The sequence below is a fragment of the Pelagimonas sp. genome, from assembly GCF_058892305.1.
Genome location: NZ_JBZXVN010000077.1, coordinates 1 through 18,596 on the forward strand (window position 1 = coordinate 1; position 18,596 = coordinate 18,596).

An 18,596-nucleotide genomic window follows, 5' to 3' on the forward strand; every position below is an offset into this window, starting at 1 on the left:
CCGAAGATTTCCATTTCAGTTGCGTTTGGGCCGACCCGTTTCATGACACCGGCAACCCAGTCCTGCACGTCATGCTTTTTGGGGGCATGGAAGGATGCATAGTGCTCATTTTTGTTCGAACTTTTCGTAATCTGGCCCCATATGGGTTGCCCACGGCCGCGACCTTTGTGGACCTAGGAAAGGTGCTTTTCACCGAAATTCTCATCTGCTACACACACAGTGTGTGATTGACCGGATAGTCAGAGTAGCTGCCATGTCGGTCGAAAAATACAAATGAAGACGGTAGGTTAAAAGAGTGCAAGCTTCTTCAAACCCCTGTCAAAGAGCCTATGGTCCCGTAGCTCAACTGGATAGAGCACCTGACTTCTAATCAGGATGTTGGGGGTTCGAGTCCTCCCGGGATCGCCATTTTCATGATCTATTGTCATTCGACATCCAAAGTCCGTTTTCACGTCAACACCGGTGTCTTGTGGCGCTATTGTGCCCGCCACGCATTTAACGAATTCAATTCATCAACTTAACTGAACTTGCCTGCCACACATGTTCCTAAGACTTCCAGGTCCATACCGTCGCCCGGAGGTGATGACACTCACTACGTGCCTCTTTCACGCTACGGTCCCTGGAATCCAGAGCCTTTCATACACAATCGCCGACCCAGAACAGTTCAGACGTTCGGCGCAAGCCGTATGACTTTTGCGCAGAAAGGTGCGCAGCGTGAAACTCAGGACACAGACAGCTTGTCTTCCGTCCTTCGCATCCGCTGCGCGTGCACATTCCAGTCTAAGGAAGGTTTGTAAAAAGGCTGGCGCAGTCCACGTCCGTCTTGCGTGACCCAAACACGTCCGCCAAAAGGTTTCGGCCTGGGTTGATGACAAATCCGGTGTTTGCTGAAAGGCCTTTTGCAAGATACAAGTCCGCCCGCTGATCCTTGGCATCGGATGACACGCGCACCATGTCGCTGACCAAATCCCGCCCTGCTAGAAGGTCGCGCACCACCTTGGGGTTTTTTATGAAAATTCGGATCGCCCCCGTACGACCCACATCGATATGTTCACCTGAAAAATCGCCTGCCACAAAACGGACAGGCATCGTGCGGCAAGCGTTGTTGATGCGAATCGAGGCGGTGCCTTGACCGGCAATCCCGCGCAGCATCAAAAGGTTCCCTTCTTTTGGGTGCAATATATCGATGACGGCGATGTCCCTTTCCGGGACGATGATCGAGTCAGCCTTTGCAACATCGAGTGTTGCGACGGTGATCAATATCACACTGACCGCCAATCCAATGGTCGCCAGATGATCTTTTGGCGTTCTGAGTTTCATGACAATTCCTTTCATGGTTGCTGCGCCACGCTTGCGGGCTGTGCAACCAAGAAAGCTGAAAGGTGCGGGACCTGCGCCCGAATTTACGTTTCCGAACGTTTGAAATCGCAATTGCGAACCTATTTGTCGCCACTCCCGTGGTGTTTATAGGCAGACGGAGTTTGACCGGTCAGGCGGCGAAACTCTGTGTTGAAACTAGATTTACTTTGGAAACCGGCTTCCAACATGATGTCTGTCACGGGCAGATCAGTGGTCGTCAGTAGCATCGCCGCATGGCGCACGCGAAAACCATTAATATAGCGCGAAATGTTCTCTCCGTGAACGCGGTTGACCGCTTTTGAAACGCTCCGTGCGGGGCAGTGAAGCCGCCGACCCAACCGCGCAAGCGTCAGATCCGGGTCCGTGAACATTTGCTGTTCTGCCATCAGTTGATCGAGCTTGCGCAACAGATCCTGGTCTTCTTCCAGAGGTGTCTCTGTATTGGGATCGCGCGAAACCTGCCGCGTCTGACCGCCAAGGACAAGTGGAACGCCAACCAGCGCACTCAGCAAAACGACCGTAACAATCACACCAGATACGCCAGTCAGTAGCTGGATAATCCCTGTGTTGCCCGCGGAAAGCACCGCAACAAAGATCAGATCAGCCGCAACGATCAAGGCGATGAAGAGGAGCGCAAAGAGCAACGAAACTCTGGTTATGCGAAATTTGTTGGGTGGGACCTGAACAAATGCGTCCGGCGGTCGGCGCAGCATCCTTGCCAGCAAAATTGCAAAGATGGCATTGGTGCCGATCACGACCAAATCAGCGGACCAGGCCATTGGTAGAAGAAGCGCAAGTTGCCCTACTACAAGAGCAATGGCCGCTATCACAAGCCTCTGCCGGGTTGGGGACCCGGTCGTAGACGCAAGTGATTGAAAACCAAGCCATAGCGTGGGGGCTATCAATATCGCTATATGAGGCTGTATCCGGCTCAGCGCATCCATCGCATATACCGATCTTAATCCCACAAAGACCGTGACCACTGCAACTAGGCAAAGTGCCAGGCCAAACAGAACGCGCGCAGCAACAGGCAGCAGCGGTCTGCTCTCCACCGCTGCTGCGATAAAAACCGCAAGAATCGAAATGAGCCAAGACGTGGGAACCGTGCTCACTGTGGTATTCCTCAAATCAATTTCTCAAACCCAATGGCTTAGATGCCATGCTACGTTTTGGGTGCTGTTCGTCCGAGTTGTTTGACCCGCAAGACTACGATGCGATCGAATTTAACACCACGCACATTGGAATTTGCTAGTCGTCTCTGGTACGAGATCGCGTTTTAGAACTATGTTCAAGTCAAACTGCGGCGTGGGGCAATAGTGGATGCTGCAAGCGGGTTACTCCCAGCCGGTGTGAATGACCTCTGACCATCGGTAGCGGACATCGCGCCTTCGGCTATGGACGGGGGTTTTGGGACGTTTGCCAAGGGCGAAGGATGGAATCTCATAATAGACAGTTGTGACTGCACCGTTTCGACGGTTTTCGCGTCCGCAAACAAATTGGAAACATGGGCAGAACCTGCTTTAAGCATGTCAAACATGAAAGGATTTCTCGTATCAATAAGGTCACCTCAAAGACGCTGTCACTAGCTCATCACGACGTAGTAAAAAACACCCGTCGATGGCTTGAACAAATGGTAGTGGGATTAAATCTATGCCCATTTTCCTCGAGCGTCATAGCCCGAGACCAAGTCCATTTTGCTGTATGTGATGCCACCGCCGATGCGGAACTAAAGCAGTTCTTTGTGACTGAGTTACAGCGCCTGCTCGTGAGCAACGAAAATGATGTTGCCACGAGCTTGCTCATGTTTACCCGAGGTCTAGAAGAGTTCGATGAATACCTCGCCTTACTCGATTGGTTTCAGCAACTATTGGAGCAGGCAGAGTTGACAAAGGATGTGCAACTAGCCTCCTTTCATCCTCAATATCAATTTGAGGGTGTGGACGCGGGCGATCTTAGTCACTTTACCAATCGCTCGCCCTATCCAACCATACACCTTTTGCGTCAAGATCAGATGACCAAAGTCCTCGCTCACGTTTCTGACCCCGATAAGATTTATCTAGATAACATAAAAACATTGAATAAACTTGGCCGCCAACAGGTCGAAACACTCTGCCCCTGGGGGAAATAAATACTGTTTGCGGTGGTTTGTAACCGCGTCTGTCGACAGGGTTTTCGGGTCCAAAGATGGCTAAACCTAAGAGAGAGTTTGGCTCACCCAGTTTGTAGCATCGCTATGATCTAACCTAGCGGTAAGCGGCAGCAAATTCAGCGACACAAACCTTAGTCGATCCAAAATGCAGCCCCAAAACCCCAACGGCTGGTTTGGCGAAGCTGCATCGCAGAAATTGGTGGACGATGATCGGCTGGAATGGACCGTTTGCAGCGATGCGGCGAACGGTATTATCGACTCCACTTTATCATTTTTCTGCATCGCAGCCAAACTCCAGTTTCGGGAAATGCGAAAATAGTTCTCGAACTCACGGCCCGTACCGGCCGTTGACGAGCAGAGCGTCAACTGGTTTGTCGATGGAAAAACCGTGATTTTAAATCAATAGGTTATCTCTTTGAAAATCAAACCTTGGATGTCGAACGTCATCTATATAGTGACTCGCAGAGGCGGCTCTCGGCTGAGAGGTGGAGGGGCGCTAGACCTTCGCAAGACCAGCCCCAACTAATTCTGCATCCTGCGCGACACCAGACTGTGAATCTCTCCCTACCACGCCCCCTCCCGTTTTGGCCGGAACTTTCGCAAGCGATGGCAATATGCGGAAACAGCATCTCAGGTATGCAGTCACTGCACTTGTCCAACCGAGGTGCAGGCTATACCTGCCACATTGTCAGGACCGCAGACACGGCGACAAAGCCAATTGCGGAAGAGCCACGGCAAACCAGAACGGTTTACCGAATTTTTCGACCCCAAACACAAAAAGTCTCCGCAAGAGACCTGATCCAAGGAGTAAAGCAATGACCCTCAACTTGAAAAAAAGCTTCGAATTCATCCTTACGGTGGTTTCGGGAACGGCTTTGATCTTTCTCCTGGCGATTGCGCATGTTCTGTGACCTGCATTGCCGTTGATTGATAAGTTTCAAAGACCTTATGAGGCAAGAAAGGCCGGGCTAGAATTGGCCCGGCCTTCTTATTTTCATGACGCGCCCAATTTGCGGGTGCTGTCCTGTTTACTCACCCCAACAACAAGTTAGGCAGCCACAAAGCCAGCTCAGGCACGAAGGTGGTCAGGAGCAGCGTCGGGAGCCAGGCAAACAGAATAAACATCAACGTCGGCAGCAGCATTTTAGAAACCGGCGTGTCGCAAACCTGCGCGCCCAGATACAGCAAAGGTGCCGTTGGGGGCGTAATATTTGCCATACCAAGGTTCACGCCGATAACGGCTGCGAAGTGGATCGGATCCATGCCAGTGCTTTGCGCAATCGGCAGCAAGATCGGGGTCGACAGCAGCAAACCAGAGATGTCGTCCATCAGCATCCCGATCAGGATCATCACAACGTTGATCATCAGAAGGATAACAATCGGATTGTCCGACACCGAGTAAACCATGTCTTTGGCCAACTGAGGCGCACCCTGAGCAATCAGATTATCCGATACGATCAAAACCATGAAGATCATCACCATCACAACACCGATGGTCACACCAGAGCGTTGGATTGTTTGCGCCAGGCCTTTCCAAGTCAGCCCGCGATAGAAGTAGATCGCAACCGGGATCGCATAAACCACCGCAATACCCGCAGCCTCGGTCGGAGTCATGACGCCGCCATAAATACCACCGAGAATGATAATCGGCATCAGCAACGCAGGACCGGCCAGACGCCCCTGAGCACCAAAAGCAGGCATGAACGGTGTCGGACGCTCCTTCAACTGGATGTTGTCATACTTGCGCAACATGATCTGGTTGGTGATGATCAACAGGCTGATCAGGATGAACGCCGGAATGACCGTCGACAGAAAGCATTTCAGGACGTGTTGCTGTGCGATCCAACCATAGAGAATGTGAGACGAACTGGGTGGGATCAACAATCCAAGCGGGCTTGCACAGACGATAAGCGCCGCTGACTGCCCCGCCGGATAGTTCGAATCCTTGAGATGCGGCATCATGATTGAGCCGATACAAGTCAGCGTCGCATTTGCGGCACCCGAGATTGACCCAAACACACCACAGGCCAGAACCGCCGCAGCGCTTAAGCCGCCTTTGATGTGGCCGATAAACAGTTCGGCCAAGGCCACAAGTGGTGCTGCGATCTTACCTTTCTCCATGACGCCTCCGGCGATCATGAAGAGTGGAATAGCCAGCAATACCAACGAGCGAACCCCAGTGGACCCCGTCGGAAGATACCCGGTGATCGATTGGTCACCAACCGCGGCGATAAAGATCAGGACCGCACCAAATGCAACATAGACGCTGACGCCGAGCAGCAGCATCAAACAAACAATAATCAGGCTTCCAGTGATAATCATGCGTCATTCCCCTTCGCGATTTCCGACCTTAGGGGAAGGCCGAGCCCTTTTCGAATGTGTACGTAAAGATATGCGCTGGTGAACAGTGCCATTAGCCCAAAGGCGACCATGATCGCGATCCGCCATGAAACGAACGGAATTCGCAACACAGGCGTTGAACGCAGACGTGGGAACGAGAAATCATCAAGCAAAGAAACATAACACGCATAGCACAGGAACATGATTACGATGAGTTCGATCAGCAGAACCGCGAAGCCGCGCCACCAAATTAAACGAGGATTATGAATCACAATTCCGAGAATGTCGGCGTTGATATGCAAGTTCCGCGACGAAGCCAGAACAGCGCCGGCAAAAAAACCTACGATACTGATGGCCAACAACCATTCTTCGTAGGCGAAAAGGTCACCGCCAAAGCCATATCTGATTACAACGACCGCACCAAACGTAAACGCCATGATGAAACCAGACAACGTGACGATCACGCGCATGAGGAATGCAATAAGCTTTAATGGCACCCCAAAAATTGGCGGCAACTCATCAGTGATTTTTTGCTGATGCCCCGCGGTGATGTAACCGAAGAACGTCAGCTTATCGACATCGGTGTTCGACATGTCCCTTCCCCCTGTTCAAATTTTTTGTTTCAGCAATAGAAAAAAGGGCCGGCGGTTGGCCGGCCCTCAGAAATTTGCTGATTAGTTGGACGCGGACATCAGGCGTTCGATGATGTCTTTGCCGACAGACTTCTCCATCAGCGGCCAGATGTTCTCACGAACATTTGCCGCCATGGCCGCCTGTTCTTCGTCGCTCAGGCTGAGGATGGTGTAACCGCTGTCCACAAGCTTCTGGCCAAAGATCGCATCATTTTCGCGGTTGTACGCGAAGAAATCATCAGACGCCTTGGTCATGGCGGCCTGCAGTGCGGCGCGCTGTTCATCGTTCAGCTTGTCGAGTGTACGCTGGGACGCGTAGAAAGTGGTCAGCTCGGAGATCGAGTTGTACTCAACAAAGTGCGAACCGACATCGGACTTTGCAAAGATCGAATAGGTAGCCGTTTTGGTGCAGCAGATCGCGCCATCAACGATACCGGACTGGATCGCTGGGAAGATGTCACCCCAAGCCATTGTTGTAGCCTGGAAACCGAGGGACTCGATCATGGCCTTCACAACGCTGGAAGACCAAACACGGATGTTCATGCCTTTGTCGTCAAAGGTGTTCCAGTTGGTTGGCTCTTTGGTTGCAACGATACCAACAAACCCTTCTGGGTTTTGCGCCATTACGTGCACGCCATAGTCGTCAGTCAGTTCCTGAAGGATCTGGTTATACTGAGAATCCATGTTGCGCATGACGCTATCCATTTCGTCCCAACCGGAAACGAGGAACGGCATGGACAGGAATTCCAGGCGCGGATCGGTATCAGCATAGATAAACGCAGCGGCCAGGTCGATGTTGCCACGGGCAACGTCTTCGAACAGAGCTTCGCCAGAACCCAGCTGGTTGGCTGGGAAAACGTTGATAGACAGGCCAACATCAGCTGCGGCAACATCTGCTGCAACTTGTTCCATCATCTTGGTGCCTTGGTGGTCGATTGGGAACACGCCAGCAAAGCGCAGGGTCACGTCGTCAGCCAGAGCTGCTGTCGACATCAGGGCGCTCAGTGCGCCTACTGCCAAGCCTTTAACGCTATTGGAAAATTTCATTGGGTCTCTCCCGGTTGGATGTGCCGTTTTTTATTGTAAATTTCAGGTCAGTCGAGGAAGTGAAGGTAAAATTTGAGCGGCCCCCAAAGCTCCTTTTGAAGGTTGGGTTTGCTTTCCTTTTGACTGTGACTAGACGTAAAATTCATGAAGCAAGTTACCCCTCGCACTTGTGCTAGAACAACAGGTGAATTGACTAAAATCAACAGGGGCGCAGGCGATTTAACTAATTTTTAAGGATGATTTAGGTCTACCCGGATCGCGCGTAGACGCGATCTTGATCAATCGGTTTTCCACAATCTCATTCGCGAGGCCCGGTACCGGTGAAATAAACACTGAGATTCGAGTGTTTCTATGTCCTGTTTTCTACCGTCCGATGATCACAAGAAAGCGGAAGTCTCTGACTCAATCAATCATTCTCGCAAGGTTAAAACTAGGTCTCACTTTCGACCTATAAAGAGTCATTATGAAGGTAATTTAACCAAACAGGTTTTCTCCGGGAATCGCTTGAGCGAAAGATCCCAACGCGCGTCGGGCCAACGCAAGGCCATTGCCCGATGCTTGGGCCGATACACCGCGGTGTAGAGCGTGCCAAATCCTTGGCTGAATGCCGTTGAATAAAGCGGAGGTCGTAAAAACGCCCGGACAAATTTCTCAATTGGTTCAACGTGCAACGTCAAACGCTGTAGCAAATATCGCTCTCGTTCGACCGTTGCAGTAAAGCGCGCGTGGCTTTCCCACTCAACGCGCTCTTGATGGTTGGTTGCCACCGGAGAGTTGGTAATGACCGTCGGTCGATCTGGTGCCATGAGTGCGGTCAGATAGTTGCGTTTGGCATCAAGGACAGTGACGTTGTAGCTCATATGGGAAGGCAAGCGTAGCAGCGCCTCGCCTGCTGCCTGCGCGGTTTCGCAGGTTTGCAAAACGTAGCGGATGATTAACGGCACGCCGAATCCATCTCCGACGACCCGTCGACCACCAAATGTTAAGGACACAGCAAGCCCAGCATCGTTTATCCCGTCCACCAGACCGAACATCCCGTCGCTTGTGCCCATCACACTGCGGCCTTGCCAAGAGGTCTTCAAGATCAGTTTGTCAAAGGCTTGTGGGCTATAGTCATAGTTCCGAACTAGCACCGGCTCCTTTCCTGGCCAAATCGCCTGCGAACACCCCGAAAGATAGGGCGGCGGGCAATAGAAGCTAAGAAAGCGCGCCGCGGAGTCCGAGCCGCCCGCCTGTTCGCACAACTCCTCATAGAGCGGTGCGATCTCTGGCATGTGGTGTTCGATAGCACGGAGCCCGTCCAAATAGGACGGCCGTGCTTCAATTCCTTCACGGGCCCACCATTGATAATAGGCGGGCCAATTCTCTTGGAAAAGTCCGGCCCATTTGGGGCCGGGCTTATCTTCGCTGACGGAGCGCCAAGTCATGTGCGAAAAAGCACTCATCTCAGTCATGACTGGCGTTAAAGCATCTTGAATGCAGGGTCCGCAAACTCAGGGCTCGCCGCAGCCGACGGGATTGGCTTGGCGGCAACTGCGTTCTTGATACCATGAATCCAGCGCTTCCCACGTTCGTTGAGTTGGAACCCTTGTGTCATAGAGCGACCGCGCGTCACAAGGATGCCAATATCAGCGCCCTCATAGCGGTAGTCGCCCGGCTTGAGAATCCGCAAAAAGAACGCCTCGTTTTCGCTTTCAACTGCGCGCCGGTGATAGTCAAAACGGTCAAATTCGATCCGCCCATCTTCAAGCATCCGATAAATCCCGGTTTCCGGCATCTCGGTGACGATGTCGACAGAATCGTCGGTGTGTTTGATCACCATCTGCGACCAGCTGTCGATCATCTTGGGATCGGCCCAACGCGCATTAAGTTCGTCAACGTCCAACTCAAAGGGCTTTTTGGAGAATTCCAAAAGGTGGAACAGGAACAGCGGTGCATCCGCATGGGCAAAAGCCGCGTGATTGGTCATCGACGACGCCCCGGTGATCCGTGGGTTCAATTCCCCCAACCAGATTTCGTTGGTCTTCTTGTCGATCAGGAAATCGAGTTCAAAATATCCGCGATATCCCTCTTTGCGGAGCTGCTCACCGAACTGAAAGGTCAGCTCGCGTGCTTTTTCGCGAATCTTCGGCGGAAAGGCTGTTGAGAAAATCTCGTTTCCGCACCAACCACCGCGATAAGGTGTCAATTCTTTGAAGCCTACCAATTCGGTCATCAGCGGCCCAACGATTGTGCCTTCCTTGGTCGCGCAGCCTTCGATCGCCGATCCACGGCAGTCGATCCGCTTCATGATCTTGATCTCACCCTGATCAACGATCTCGTGCTCATGCTTACGGAAGTCAGCTTCGTTTTTTATGAAAAATGTCGTATGGCCGCTGTCACCAAAGGCGGATTGAAGCACAAGATCACTGCCCAATTCGGCTTTTTTGCAGATCTTTTCGAGATGTGCGTAGCTGTTCACCTTCGACAGAGTGTTTGGAACTGACGGCACACCGGCCTTGTTGCCAATCCGAACCGTTTCGATCTTGTCGTCCATTTTTGTACGCAGTTTGGCTTTGGGGAACCAAATTTCGCCGCCTAGCTCCTTGACCAAACGCTCAGTTTCCGCGTCGAACATCAGGAAAACGAATTTCGGCTTTCCACCCCGACGTTTGACCAGATCAATCACCTCTTTGTGCTGCAAGAGGTAGTTGTTAATTTCTTCAATCGACTGAAACTCTGAATGCGGTGCCTCTGTGGGAACAAAGGTGTTTGGATGCCGTCCATCATAGCAATCAATATAGCAGATATATTTGAAATTCTTGCTCCATTCGTCCAACCCTAACAAGTTGAAATTGGTCGCTGAGACGAAGTAGATGGGCTCCTCATTTCGGTGAAAATGGCGCCGAATTTCGGAAATGTTTTTTAGAACAGCCTTAGGCATCGTTGAACTCCCTCAGTTCTTTTTCTTGATGGACTTGGTTAGCTTGTCCAGGCTCTCTTGCGTGAAAACACGTAGCCCCAATTCCGGGCGATAGCCGTGGATTTCGCTCACATCGAGCGCTCGCATAAAGGCGAGGATTTCTTCACTAATAACTTGTCCCGGAACAAGGATTGGAAATCCCGGCGGGTACGGAATGATGAAACTGGCCGAAACGATTTCCAGGCCGCTTTCCATCGCGCCTTTGATCGACCCTTCTAGCTGCAGATAATCGCAATTGTCGTCATCATACGCTAAGAAGAACGCTGAACGGATGTCACCTTCGGGCGTCTCCGATCCATGACGGAACGCATCATGGAACCGGCTAAAGTCCGGCAAAGGCGGCAAATCTTCCATTAGGTTGGCGATACGCCGCTCGAAGCCCAATCGCTCCATCTTTGAGGCATCATCCAGTTGATCATCCAAGTCTTTGGCGATCTCGACCAAAACTTCGATCAAATAGGCAATCGACGATCGGGTGGTGCCGATGTTGGTCATGAACAGTACGGTGTTGCGTGAGGTTTTATTGATCTGGATACCAAACTTATCCATCAAAATCTTGGTTTTGAACGTATCCCCATCCCAACCGGTATTGCCGACAGCAAGCGTGATCCGTGTCGGATCAACGGTAAACTCATCATGCTCCCACGAATCCTGATGATTGCCAGCCCAGCCTGAATCCATGTCATAATAACTGGATAATCCACTTTCACGATGGTGTTCCGGGACCATGTCGGCGACGGTCAAAACCCGGAAATACTTTTGCAGCAAAGGGTTCGTCATGATCGCCTTGCGCAGGGACATAGCGGCTTCCTGCTGGCGCTGAACGAACTCATAGCCCTCAAGTTCGACTTGGCGGCGACCGACATCAAGCGACGCAACAATCTGATAGTTAGGGGAGGTCGACGTATGCGTCATGTAAGCTTCGTGAAACGCCTGTTCGACCTCACCTCGGAACTCTTGATCATTGACGTGGATCATCGACCCTTGACGCAGCGATGTCAGTGTTTTGTGCGTGGATTGGGTCGCGTAGGTCCGAACCCGCGCATGCGGGGGGGGCAACAACCGTGTGTTCAGAAGCGTTTCATCATCTGCACCTTCAAGCTCTGCCTGCTGCGCGGCATAGGCGTCCGCATGTTCTTGGGTACGCAGTTTTACCCGAAGTTTGTTGGCGGCAGACATGCCGGTCCGTTTGCGATAATTTGGACTAAACCGGGCAAACGCAAACCACGCTTCGTCCCACAGGAAAACAAGGTCCGGCTTGATCGCCAAACATTCCTCCATGACCCGTTCAACATTGTAAACGATACCGTCAAAGGTACAGTTGGTCAGCAGAAGCATTCGGACCTTGTCCAGCTTTCCAGCCGCCTTGAGATCCAAAAGTCTGTGCTTGATCTCTTTTAGCGGTACCGCGCCATACATCGAGAATTCGTTGATCGGATAGCTGTCAAGATAGCTGACCTGCGCACCGGCAAGAACCATTCCGTAATGGTGCGATTTGTGGCAATCGCGGTCGACCAGCACGATGTCACCCGGCCGAACAAGCGCTTGAACGACAATCTTGTTACAGGTCGACGTCCCATTAGTGGCAAAGAAGGTCTGTTTAGACCCAAAGGCCCGACTGGCCAGTTCCTGAGCTTCTTTGATCGGTCCGTGCGGTTCCAGCAGGCTATCAAGCCCTCCGGACGTCGCGGATGTTTCGGCCATAAAGATGTTAGGCCCGTAAAATGCGCCCATGTCCTGAATCCAATGACTGCGCGAAATCGATTTGCCCCGGCTGATTGGCATGGCGTGAAACACACCGGTTGGCTGGGCCGAGAAGTCCTTGAGGGCTGTAAAAAACGGCGTTTTATAGCGCGCTTGAACACCACGAATAAGGTTTAGGTGCAGTTCCTGGAAGTCTTCTTGGTTGTAAAAGACCCGGCGGCATATCCCCAAGTCATGCCCGGCGATCTCTTCGACGGACCGATCGGTGACCAAATATGCATCCAGTTCGGGCCGCACATCGGCGATCATACGGCACAGTTCGGGGCCATATGAATCGGTTTCCAAGGACTCGATATATTCCGCGCCGCCCGCCAGTTTCAGGTATCTGGACAGAACAGGGGACTCGTTCATTGACCGCAACCTTAGACCAGGGCGCACCACGATGGCCTGAATGTTGTAGTTGAACAGAACGCCGATCAGCGCATCTTCAAGGCTAGGCACGACCACAAGTTGATAGTGAAATGGATCTTCGGGGCGCTGAAGGCGTTGGAAATTCGACTTGAGCCACCGTTCCTGGTGTTCGTTCAGATCATCGACGATCATGACCTCAAAATAGGGCTTGGTCAGCGCGCGTGCCTCAACGGATTGCATTGCCTCGTCTTCGTAATCCTCGGAGTCCGAGTTTTCCCGTTCCAAAGGAATGTGGCGCCGCCGATAGGCGCCTGTGGTCAATGCACGCGTGACACGTTCAACAGAAAAGGCCGCGTCATCAAAGTTGCCGTGTTCGAATTGGCGCCGCATGTGGTCGAAACCTTGAACTCCGGGAAAGGCCCAATAGGTTTCCGTTATCGCCAAGGAATCAAACAAGTCTTTGACGTTTTCGCGATCCTTTGACGTGTCCCTGGTCGTGGCTGCGTTTGCGAGGCGGCGTAACTGCTCTCGCAAGGCATTCCACTGATCAGACCGCAGTTGAATGGCTGAATAGTATTTGTTTTCAATTTGCATGTCTGAGTGCATGTCGGATCCCGTCAGTCTTCATCATTTGAGTCCGGCGCGGAAAACCCGGAAATACCGGGTTTTCCAGGCCACGGGCCTTTTGGCCCACTTAGCCTTAGCTTGCTTCTGCAAGCAGTGAAGCGTTCCCGCCTGCGGCAGTCGTATCAATGCAGATGTGTCGTTCAAGAACACAGCGTTCGGCTAGGTCGTTCTCCGCCAAAAGCGGAATCAACCGGCCTTCGCGCCCCGCCAGTGCAATACGTGCCTCGCGCAGCTCGCTTTCCGGCCCCCACAGGGCAACCGCGTGAAAACCTTCTAGCGATGCCAAGTCCCTTGGCGACAAACGGCCGTTCAACGAACGACCTCCTTCGGCCCCTGGTGCGATGCAAACAGCCCGGCAACCGCTCGCTTCGGCAATCGTGGCCTGTCGCTTGGCCATTTCTGCCGTTGGGCCGAGGCACAAAATTACACCGCGACCAAAGGTCGATAGAATGTTGGACTCACCTGTCGGCCCCGGCAAAACCTTGGTCTCAAGATCGACACGCTCAAGCGCAGGAACTTTAACAAGAAGATCTTGGGCGGCAGATGCGGCAACCGATGCGCCATCATCTGCTACATCTGCGGTTTCGATAGTCGGTCTGGTGAAGCGTTTGACATATGCAGGACCACCGGCTTTGGGCCCTGTGCCCGATAGGCCTTCGCCACCAAAGGGCTGCGATCCGACAATCGCACCAATCTGGTTGCGGTTGATATACATGTTACCAACGTTCAAACGTTCAGTCACCTGCTGGATGCGGTCGTCAATTCGGGAGTGCATCCCAAAAGTCAGCCCGTAGCCCGATGCGTTGATCGTATCGACAACTTTGTCCAGTTCACTCGCCTTGTAAGTCGCAAAGTGCAAGACGGGACCAAAGACCTCACGATCCATGTCCTCTATGCCGTTTACCCGAATGACCGTCGGCGCAACAAACGTGCCCTGCTTTGGCACGGACAACTCTTTCATGACACGGCCTTCGGCGCGTGCGGCTTCGATATAATCCTGAATGCCTTTGCGTGCGCGTTCGTCGATCACTGGCCCAACATCCGTGGCGAAATCCCATGGGTTGCCAAGTCTTTGTTCGTCCGCCGCGCCATAAAGCATTTTCAGAAAGGTCTCTGCGACATCCTCTTGCACATAGAGGCAGCGCAGTGCCGAACACCGTTGGCCCGCTGACTGGAAAGAGGACGCGATGATATCACGGACGGCTTGCTCAGGAAGCGCGGTTGAATCGACGATCATGGCATTCAGGCCACCGGTTTCCGCAATCAGCGGCGCGGTCGGGGACACATTTTCGGCCATTGTGCGGTTGATCCGTTGAGCTGTCGCGGTCGAACCGGTGAAGCACACACCAGAGATACGCGAATCCGACGTCAATGCCGCGCCAACCACGGCACCATGTCCCGGCAAGAGCTGCAACGCCTCTGCGGGGACACCCGCTTCGTGCATCAAGCGCACGCCAATAGAGGCGTTAATCGCGGTCGATTCTGCGGGCTTGGCCAGAACGCCATTCCCCGCAGCCAATGCGGCCGCAATCTGACCTGTGAAAATCGCCAGAGGGAAGTTCCACGGGCTGATACAGGTGAAAATCCCGCGCTCTGGCTGATCTAGTTCGATTGCACGGGCACCATAATAGCGCAGAAAATCAACTGCTTCGCGAAGCTCACCGATTGCATCCATTTGCGTTTTGCCAGCCTCGCGCGTCAGCGCAGCAAATATCTCGCCGAAGTTTTCTTCGAAGAGATCGGCAACACGGAACAAAACCTCTTTGCGCTCTTGCGCAGAAACCGTCCAAGGTGCGGCGTTGTCCAATGCGGTGCTGACATCAGCAGCAGACGCAAGTGTGACTTCGCCGACAATGTCGGACGGATCAGCCGGGTTGCGTACGGTCTCGGTTTCGGTGCCATCGGGTGCGTGGGCCGTTGCGGGCGATACCTTCCAATGATGGGCTTTGAAAGGCGATCGCGCCTTCTCGATATCTTCGAGATCGTCGGCGTCATGCAAATCCCAACCTTTGGAGTTGTTGCGCTCATTGCCGTAAAGGTCGATCGGACGTTGAACGGCTGCGTTGGCGCCATCGGGATCATAGGTCTCGAACGGACCCGCCGCGACCACCTCTGCAGGGACCGTCTTGTCGACGATCTGGTTAACGAAAGACGAGTTGGCACCGTTTTCGAGCAGACGACGCACAAGATAAGCCAGCAGGTCGCTATGCGCCCCAACCGGCGCATAAATCCGGCAACGCGAACCGTTCTTGTTGCGCGCGATCTCGTGCAGCGCTTCGCCCATGCCGTGCAGGCGCTGGAATTCGAAATTCGAAGTGTCGTCGGCCATCTCCATCACGGCGGCAACGGTTTGTGCGTTGTGTGTTGCAAATTGTGGATAGATGCGGTCGGTGTAGCCCAACAGCTTTTTTGAATTCGCAATATAAGAAATGTCGGTCGAGACCTTCTGGGTAAACAGAGGAAACCCGTTCAATCCTTCGACCTGAGACCGCTTGATTTCGGTATCCCAATAGGCACCTTTCACAAGGCGGACCATAATCTTGCGGTCAAGCTCGGTTGCCAAAGTATAAAGCCAATCCAGAACGTGACCCGCACGACGCCCATAGGCCTGCACAACCACACCAAATCCGTCCCACCCCTGAAGCGACGGATTTCGCAAAACGGCTTCGATCACATCTAGGGAGATATCCAACCGGTCGGCCTCTTCGGCGTCAATATTGAACCCCATTCCCGCCGCCTTGGCCGCTTGGGCCAGTTCAAGCGTGCGCGGTACGAGTTCCTCCATGACGCGGGCTTTCTGACCTACCTCATAGCGCGGATGCAACGCCGAAAGTTTGACCGAAATACCGGGATTTTCACGAATATCCTCGGACGTGCACTGCCCCGCCAGTTTGTCGATGGAATCGGCATATGACTTGTAAAACGTATCCGCGTCCGCTTGGGTTAATGCCGCTTCACCGAGCATGTCGAAAGAATATGTGTACCCATTTTCGACGTTTTTCTTGCCGCGTTTCAGAGCCTCTTCTATCGTCTGGCCAAGAACGAACTGCGCGCCCATTTCCTTCATCGCACGACCCACGGCTGTCCGGATCACCGGTTCACCAAGACGCTTAACGGCCCCTTTAAGGATACCAGCGAGGCCAGGCCCCTCTTCCTTGAGAACCTTACCGGTCAGCAAAAGTGCCCAAGTCGACGCGTTCACCAGCGAGGAGCTTGAATGCCCCAGGTGTTTGCCCCATTCCGAAGGCGCGATCTTGTCCTCGATCAGCGCATCAATGGTTTCGGCATCGGGCACGCGCAACAGTGCTTCTGCCAGACACATCAATGCGACACCCTCGTCCGTAGACAGACCATATTCCGCAAGGAAAACATCCATCAGGCTGGGTTTTGCATCATTGCGGATTCCTTTGATAAGGTCGACCGCGTCCCGTTTGATCTGTGCGTGCTGATCATCCGAAATTGCCGCTGCTTTGATCAGCTCATCGACGACCAGTTTTTCGTCTTTTAGATGATAAGCGCGAATATTAGTGCGTATTTCTTGCAAAGCAGTCATGCTGGAACCCTCGTGACAATTTTCAACGAGACTAACCAAGTCCCTGTAGACTTATTCACCAATATTGCGCGGCTCATAGAGATTTGATATAAAAAAACTGCAAAATAGCGGTGAAAGTAACATGCTTCTAAAGACAACTAGCGATCTCGACCAAATCGACCAAAACATTCTGAAGATCCTAAGCATCAACGGGCGGGTCACGGTAACAGAACTGGCAAATATCGTTGGTTTATCAAAGACTCCCTGCCAACTTCGACTGAAACGACTGATCAAAGAAGAGTTCATTCTCAGCTTCAAGGCCCGGTTGAACCCGGCGAAAATGGAACTTGAACACGTCGCATTTGTCGAGGTGAACCTCACAAACACGAACGAAGATGCGCTAAGCGCGTTCAACGCTAGCGTGCGAGAAATAGAGGAAGTTGAGCAATGCCACCTCATCGCTGGTACTTTTGACTACCTTCTCAAGATTCGAACGTCAGACATCCAAAGCTATCGCCGGGTGTTGGCCGAGTCGATTTCTGGCCTCCCCTTTGTGTCCAACACATCGACGCATGTTTCGATGGAATCTGTGATCGATGAAATAACATGACGGCCGTCACATTTTTGTTTTACTGGTCTTCGAAACAAAGGCGATTCAAGCTGTTGAACCCGATTTAACCTCGCAATCAAAACCCAGTTATTATTTCAGCGATGGGCCCGACATTGGGCCTTCCCACTCATTTTCGACAACATCTATGTCATTGCGCACCCAGAAGAACCGAAACCCCATCTCCCGCAACCACTTTTCCAACCGATCCAGGCTCGACCATTCCCGGCGCAGACCGCGCGCGGATTCAACCAACGCCCATTGCCCATCGACCAAAAAATAAACAGTCCAAGTGTTGGGGTGCTTGGATTGATCGGCAAATCCACCTCCTCGCATTTCGCGAGCTGTACGCACGGCAACAGGATAGTCACCGATCCGGTGCTGCGCCGACAGATCCGCGAGATCGTTTTGCCGAATAGTATAGGTCGGCGCAGGGGTTTCATCCATTGTGGTACATGCTTTCAATATCGCAAGGCTTCGACGCCGTGATAGGAGCGTCTAACCGTCAATGCAACGCATCAGGGTCAGGCAGTAGCGGGTTCAACCTGACCTACTTCGGCTGAATCGGATTGCTCAACCTCTGTTTCTACCGAATCCGAGGACACGGCCTCCGTCAAGAGCGCTGGACCTTCAAACCACGCCGAGCGACGCTCTTCGATGTCCCCAGAGCTCAATTGCTCCAACCGCGTTGCAAGGGTCCAGACATGACCAAAGGGATCTTGCACTGTAGCGCAACGCTCTCCCCAAAACGTATCGGCGGCAGCGGCGATTGGCACCGCGCCTGCTGCAACGGCTTTATCAAAGGCGGCATCTACATTTTCGACATAGACGTGGTGAGCAACATTTACAGCCGCTGCGCTGCTAGTGGGCACATGAAGATTGGCGCTCCACCCCGCTGTGACGAACAGCATAGAGTTACCGATCTTGATGGACGCGAAACGCGGATCAGCTTTGGAATCACTGGCACGTGTGTCCGCCCCGAATGCATTTGCATAAAATGCCAACGCTGCGGGAACGTCCGACACCGCCAGTGACGCGGTGCAGGTTCGGTAGCCACGCGGCTGAACCGCTAGTTTCTTTTTCATCTCTTTAATCTCCATACCTTGCAGAAATTTACTCTTCTGAGAATCCGACTCTTCTAGCGACTCCCAATCATCATGATGCATGGTGTTGCATTTTCCGCTTGATATCGCAACACCATGATGCATAGTGTCGAGAAATTGGGT

At 52.7% G+C, this 18,596-nt stretch carries 14 protein-coding genes and 1 tRNA gene; 4 read left to right on the forward strand and 11 right to left on the reverse strand.

Features of this window, described 5'->3' with window-relative positions:
* Window positions 1-227, forward strand: a 227-nt coding sequence (locus AC5EFR_RS22825; protein WP_493577991.1) for a hypothetical protein, incomplete at its 5' end; no start/stop codon positions are given.
* A 104-nt stretch (window positions 228-331) separates the two neighbouring features.
* Window positions 332-408 (forward strand) — tRNA-Arg (locus tag AC5EFR_RS22830).
* Between the two features lie 372 nt (window positions 409-780).
* Here the strand turns inward: AC5EFR_RS22830 and AC5EFR_RS22835 are convergent.
* Together AC5EFR_RS22835 and AC5EFR_RS22840 are read right to left on the reverse strand one after the other, a co-directional pair.
* Window positions 781-1,320 (reverse strand): hypothetical protein, encoded by a 540-nt coding sequence (locus tag AC5EFR_RS22835; RefSeq protein WP_493577992.1) that lies wholly within the window; start codon window positions 1,318-1,320, stop codon window positions 781-783.
* A gap of 119 nt (window positions 1,321-1,439) precedes the next feature.
* Window positions 1,440-2,471 (reverse strand): helix-turn-helix domain-containing protein, encoded by a 1,032-nt coding sequence (locus AC5EFR_RS22840; protein WP_493577993.1) that lies wholly within the window; start codon window positions 2,469-2,471, stop codon window positions 1,440-1,442.
* A gap of 392 nt (window positions 2,472-2,863) precedes the next feature.
* Here AC5EFR_RS22840 and AC5EFR_RS22845 point away from each other — a divergent pair, with 392 nt between their 5' ends.
* Window positions 2,864-3,487: a DUF1415 domain-containing protein gene (locus AC5EFR_RS22845; protein WP_493577994.1), complete on the forward strand. Its 624-nt coding sequence runs from the start codon at window positions 2,864-2,866 to the stop codon at window positions 3,485-3,487.
* Window positions 3,488-4,540: 1,053 nt separating this feature from the next.
* Here AC5EFR_RS22845 and AC5EFR_RS22850 read toward each other — a convergent pair.
* The 7 genes from AC5EFR_RS22850 to putA all read right to left on the reverse strand — a co-directional run bounded on the left by AC5EFR_RS22850 (window position 4,541) and on the right by putA (window position 16,784).
* The gene (locus AC5EFR_RS22850; protein ID WP_493577995.1) at window positions 4,541-5,830 is read right to left on the reverse strand and encodes a TRAP transporter large permease; all 1,290 of its coding nucleotides are present in this window, start codon (window positions 5,828-5,830) and stop codon (window positions 4,541-4,543) included.
* Window positions 5,827-6,441, reverse strand: coding sequence for a TRAP transporter small permease (locus tag AC5EFR_RS22855; RefSeq protein ID WP_493577996.1), 615 nt, complete (start codon window positions 6,439-6,441; stop codon window positions 5,827-5,829). Before AC5EFR_RS22855 ends, AC5EFR_RS22850 begins: the two co-directional genes overlap by 4 nt.
* Window positions 6,442-6,522: 81 nt before the next feature.
* Window positions 6,523-7,527 carry a TRAP transporter substrate-binding protein DctP gene (dctP, locus tag AC5EFR_RS22860; RefSeq protein ID WP_493577997.1) on the reverse strand — a complete coding sequence of 335 codons (1,005 nt, stop codon included), beginning with the start codon at window positions 7,525-7,527 and terminating at the stop codon, window positions 6,523-6,525.
* Window positions 7,528-7,988: 461 nt separating this feature from the next.
* Window positions 7,989-8,954 carry a C45 family autoproteolytic acyltransferase/hydrolase gene (locus tag AC5EFR_RS22865; RefSeq protein ID WP_493577998.1) on the reverse strand — a complete coding sequence of 322 codons (966 nt, stop codon included), beginning with the start codon at window positions 8,952-8,954 and terminating at the stop codon, window positions 7,989-7,991.
* A 35-nt stretch (window positions 8,955-8,989) separates the two neighbouring features.
* Window positions 8,990-10,450 carry a biotin carboxylase gene (locus AC5EFR_RS22870; RefSeq protein ID WP_493577999.1) on the reverse strand — a complete coding sequence of 487 codons (1,461 nt, stop codon included), beginning with the start codon at window positions 10,448-10,450 and terminating at the stop codon, window positions 8,990-8,992.
* Window positions 10,451-10,462: 12 nt separating this feature from the next.
* Window positions 10,463-13,198 carry an aminotransferase class I/II-fold pyridoxal phosphate-dependent enzyme gene (locus AC5EFR_RS22875; RefSeq protein ID WP_493578000.1) on the reverse strand — a complete coding sequence of 912 codons (2,736 nt, stop codon included), beginning with the start codon at window positions 13,196-13,198 and terminating at the stop codon, window positions 10,463-10,465.
* 106 nt (window positions 13,199-13,304) lie between these two features.
* The gene (gene putA, locus AC5EFR_RS22880; protein WP_493578001.1) at window positions 13,305-16,784 is read right to left on the reverse strand and encodes a bifunctional proline dehydrogenase/L-glutamate gamma-semialdehyde dehydrogenase PutA; all 3,480 of its coding nucleotides are present in this window, start codon (window positions 16,782-16,784) and stop codon (window positions 13,305-13,307) included.
* A gap of 121 nt (window positions 16,785-16,905) precedes the next feature.
* Here putA and AC5EFR_RS22885 point away from each other — a divergent pair, with 121 nt between their 5' ends.
* Window positions 16,906-17,373 (forward strand): Lrp/AsnC ligand binding domain-containing protein, encoded by a 468-nt coding sequence (locus tag AC5EFR_RS22885; protein ID WP_493578002.1) that lies wholly within the window; start codon window positions 16,906-16,908, stop codon window positions 17,371-17,373.
* 90 nt (window positions 17,374-17,463) lie between these two features.
* Here AC5EFR_RS22885 and AC5EFR_RS22890 read toward each other — a convergent pair whose 3' ends face one another.
* Together AC5EFR_RS22890 and AC5EFR_RS22895 are read right to left on the reverse strand one after the other, a co-directional pair.
* Window positions 17,464-17,817, reverse strand: a complete 354-nt coding sequence (locus AC5EFR_RS22890; RefSeq protein WP_493578003.1) for a hypothetical protein — start codon at window positions 17,815-17,817, stop codon at window positions 17,464-17,466.
* Between the two features lie 77 nt (window positions 17,818-17,894).
* Window positions 17,895-18,578, reverse strand: a complete 684-nt coding sequence (locus AC5EFR_RS22895; protein ID WP_493578004.1) for a VOC family protein — start codon at window positions 18,576-18,578, stop codon at window positions 17,895-17,897.
* Window positions 18,579-18,596: the final 18 nt, after the last annotated feature.

Bases quoted from the DNA above. Each gene is read 5' to 3' on its own strand.
- AC5EFR_RS22835 (WP_493577992.1), bottom strand. From the start codon at position 1,320: ATGAAACTCAGAACGCCAAAAGATCATCTGGCGACCATTGGATTGGCG.
- AC5EFR_RS22845 (WP_493577994.1), top strand. From the start codon at position 2,864: ATGGGCAGAACCTGCTTTAAGCATGTCAAACATGAAAGGATTTCTCGT.
- AC5EFR_RS22850 (WP_493577995.1), bottom strand. From the start codon at position 5,830: ATGATTATCACTGGAAGCCTGATTATTGTTTGTTTGATGCTGCTGCTC.
- AC5EFR_RS22855 (WP_493577996.1), bottom strand. From the start codon at position 6,441: ATGTCGAACACCGATGTCGATAAGCTGACGTTCTTCGGTTACATCACC.
- dctP (WP_493577997.1), bottom strand. From the start codon at position 7,527: ATGAAATTTTCCAATAGCGTTAAAGGCTTGGCAGTAGGCGCACTGAGC.
- AC5EFR_RS22865 (WP_493577998.1), bottom strand. From the start codon at position 8,954: ATGACTTGGCGCTCCGTCAGCGAAGATAAGCCCGGCCCCAAATGGGCC.
- AC5EFR_RS22870 (WP_493577999.1), bottom strand. From the start codon at position 10,450: ATGCCTAAGGCTGTTCTAAAAAACATTTCCGAAATTCGGCGCCATTTT.
- AC5EFR_RS22875 (WP_493578000.1), bottom strand. From the start codon at position 13,198: ATGCAAATTGAAAACAAATACTATTCAGCCATTCAACTGCGGTCTGAT.
- putA (WP_493578001.1), bottom strand. From the start codon at position 16,784: ATGACTGCTTTGCAAGAAATACGCACTAATATTCGCGCTTATCATCTA.
- AC5EFR_RS22885 (WP_493578002.1), top strand. From the start codon at position 16,906: ATGCTTCTAAAGACAACTAGCGATCTCGACCAAATCGACCAAAACATT.
- AC5EFR_RS22890 (WP_493578003.1), bottom strand. From the start codon at position 17,817: ATGGATGAAACCCCTGCGCCGACCTATACTATTCGGCAAAACGATCTC.
- AC5EFR_RS22895 (WP_493578004.1), bottom strand. From the start codon at position 18,578: ATGCATCATGGTGTTGCGATATCAAGCGGAAAATGCAACACCATGCAT.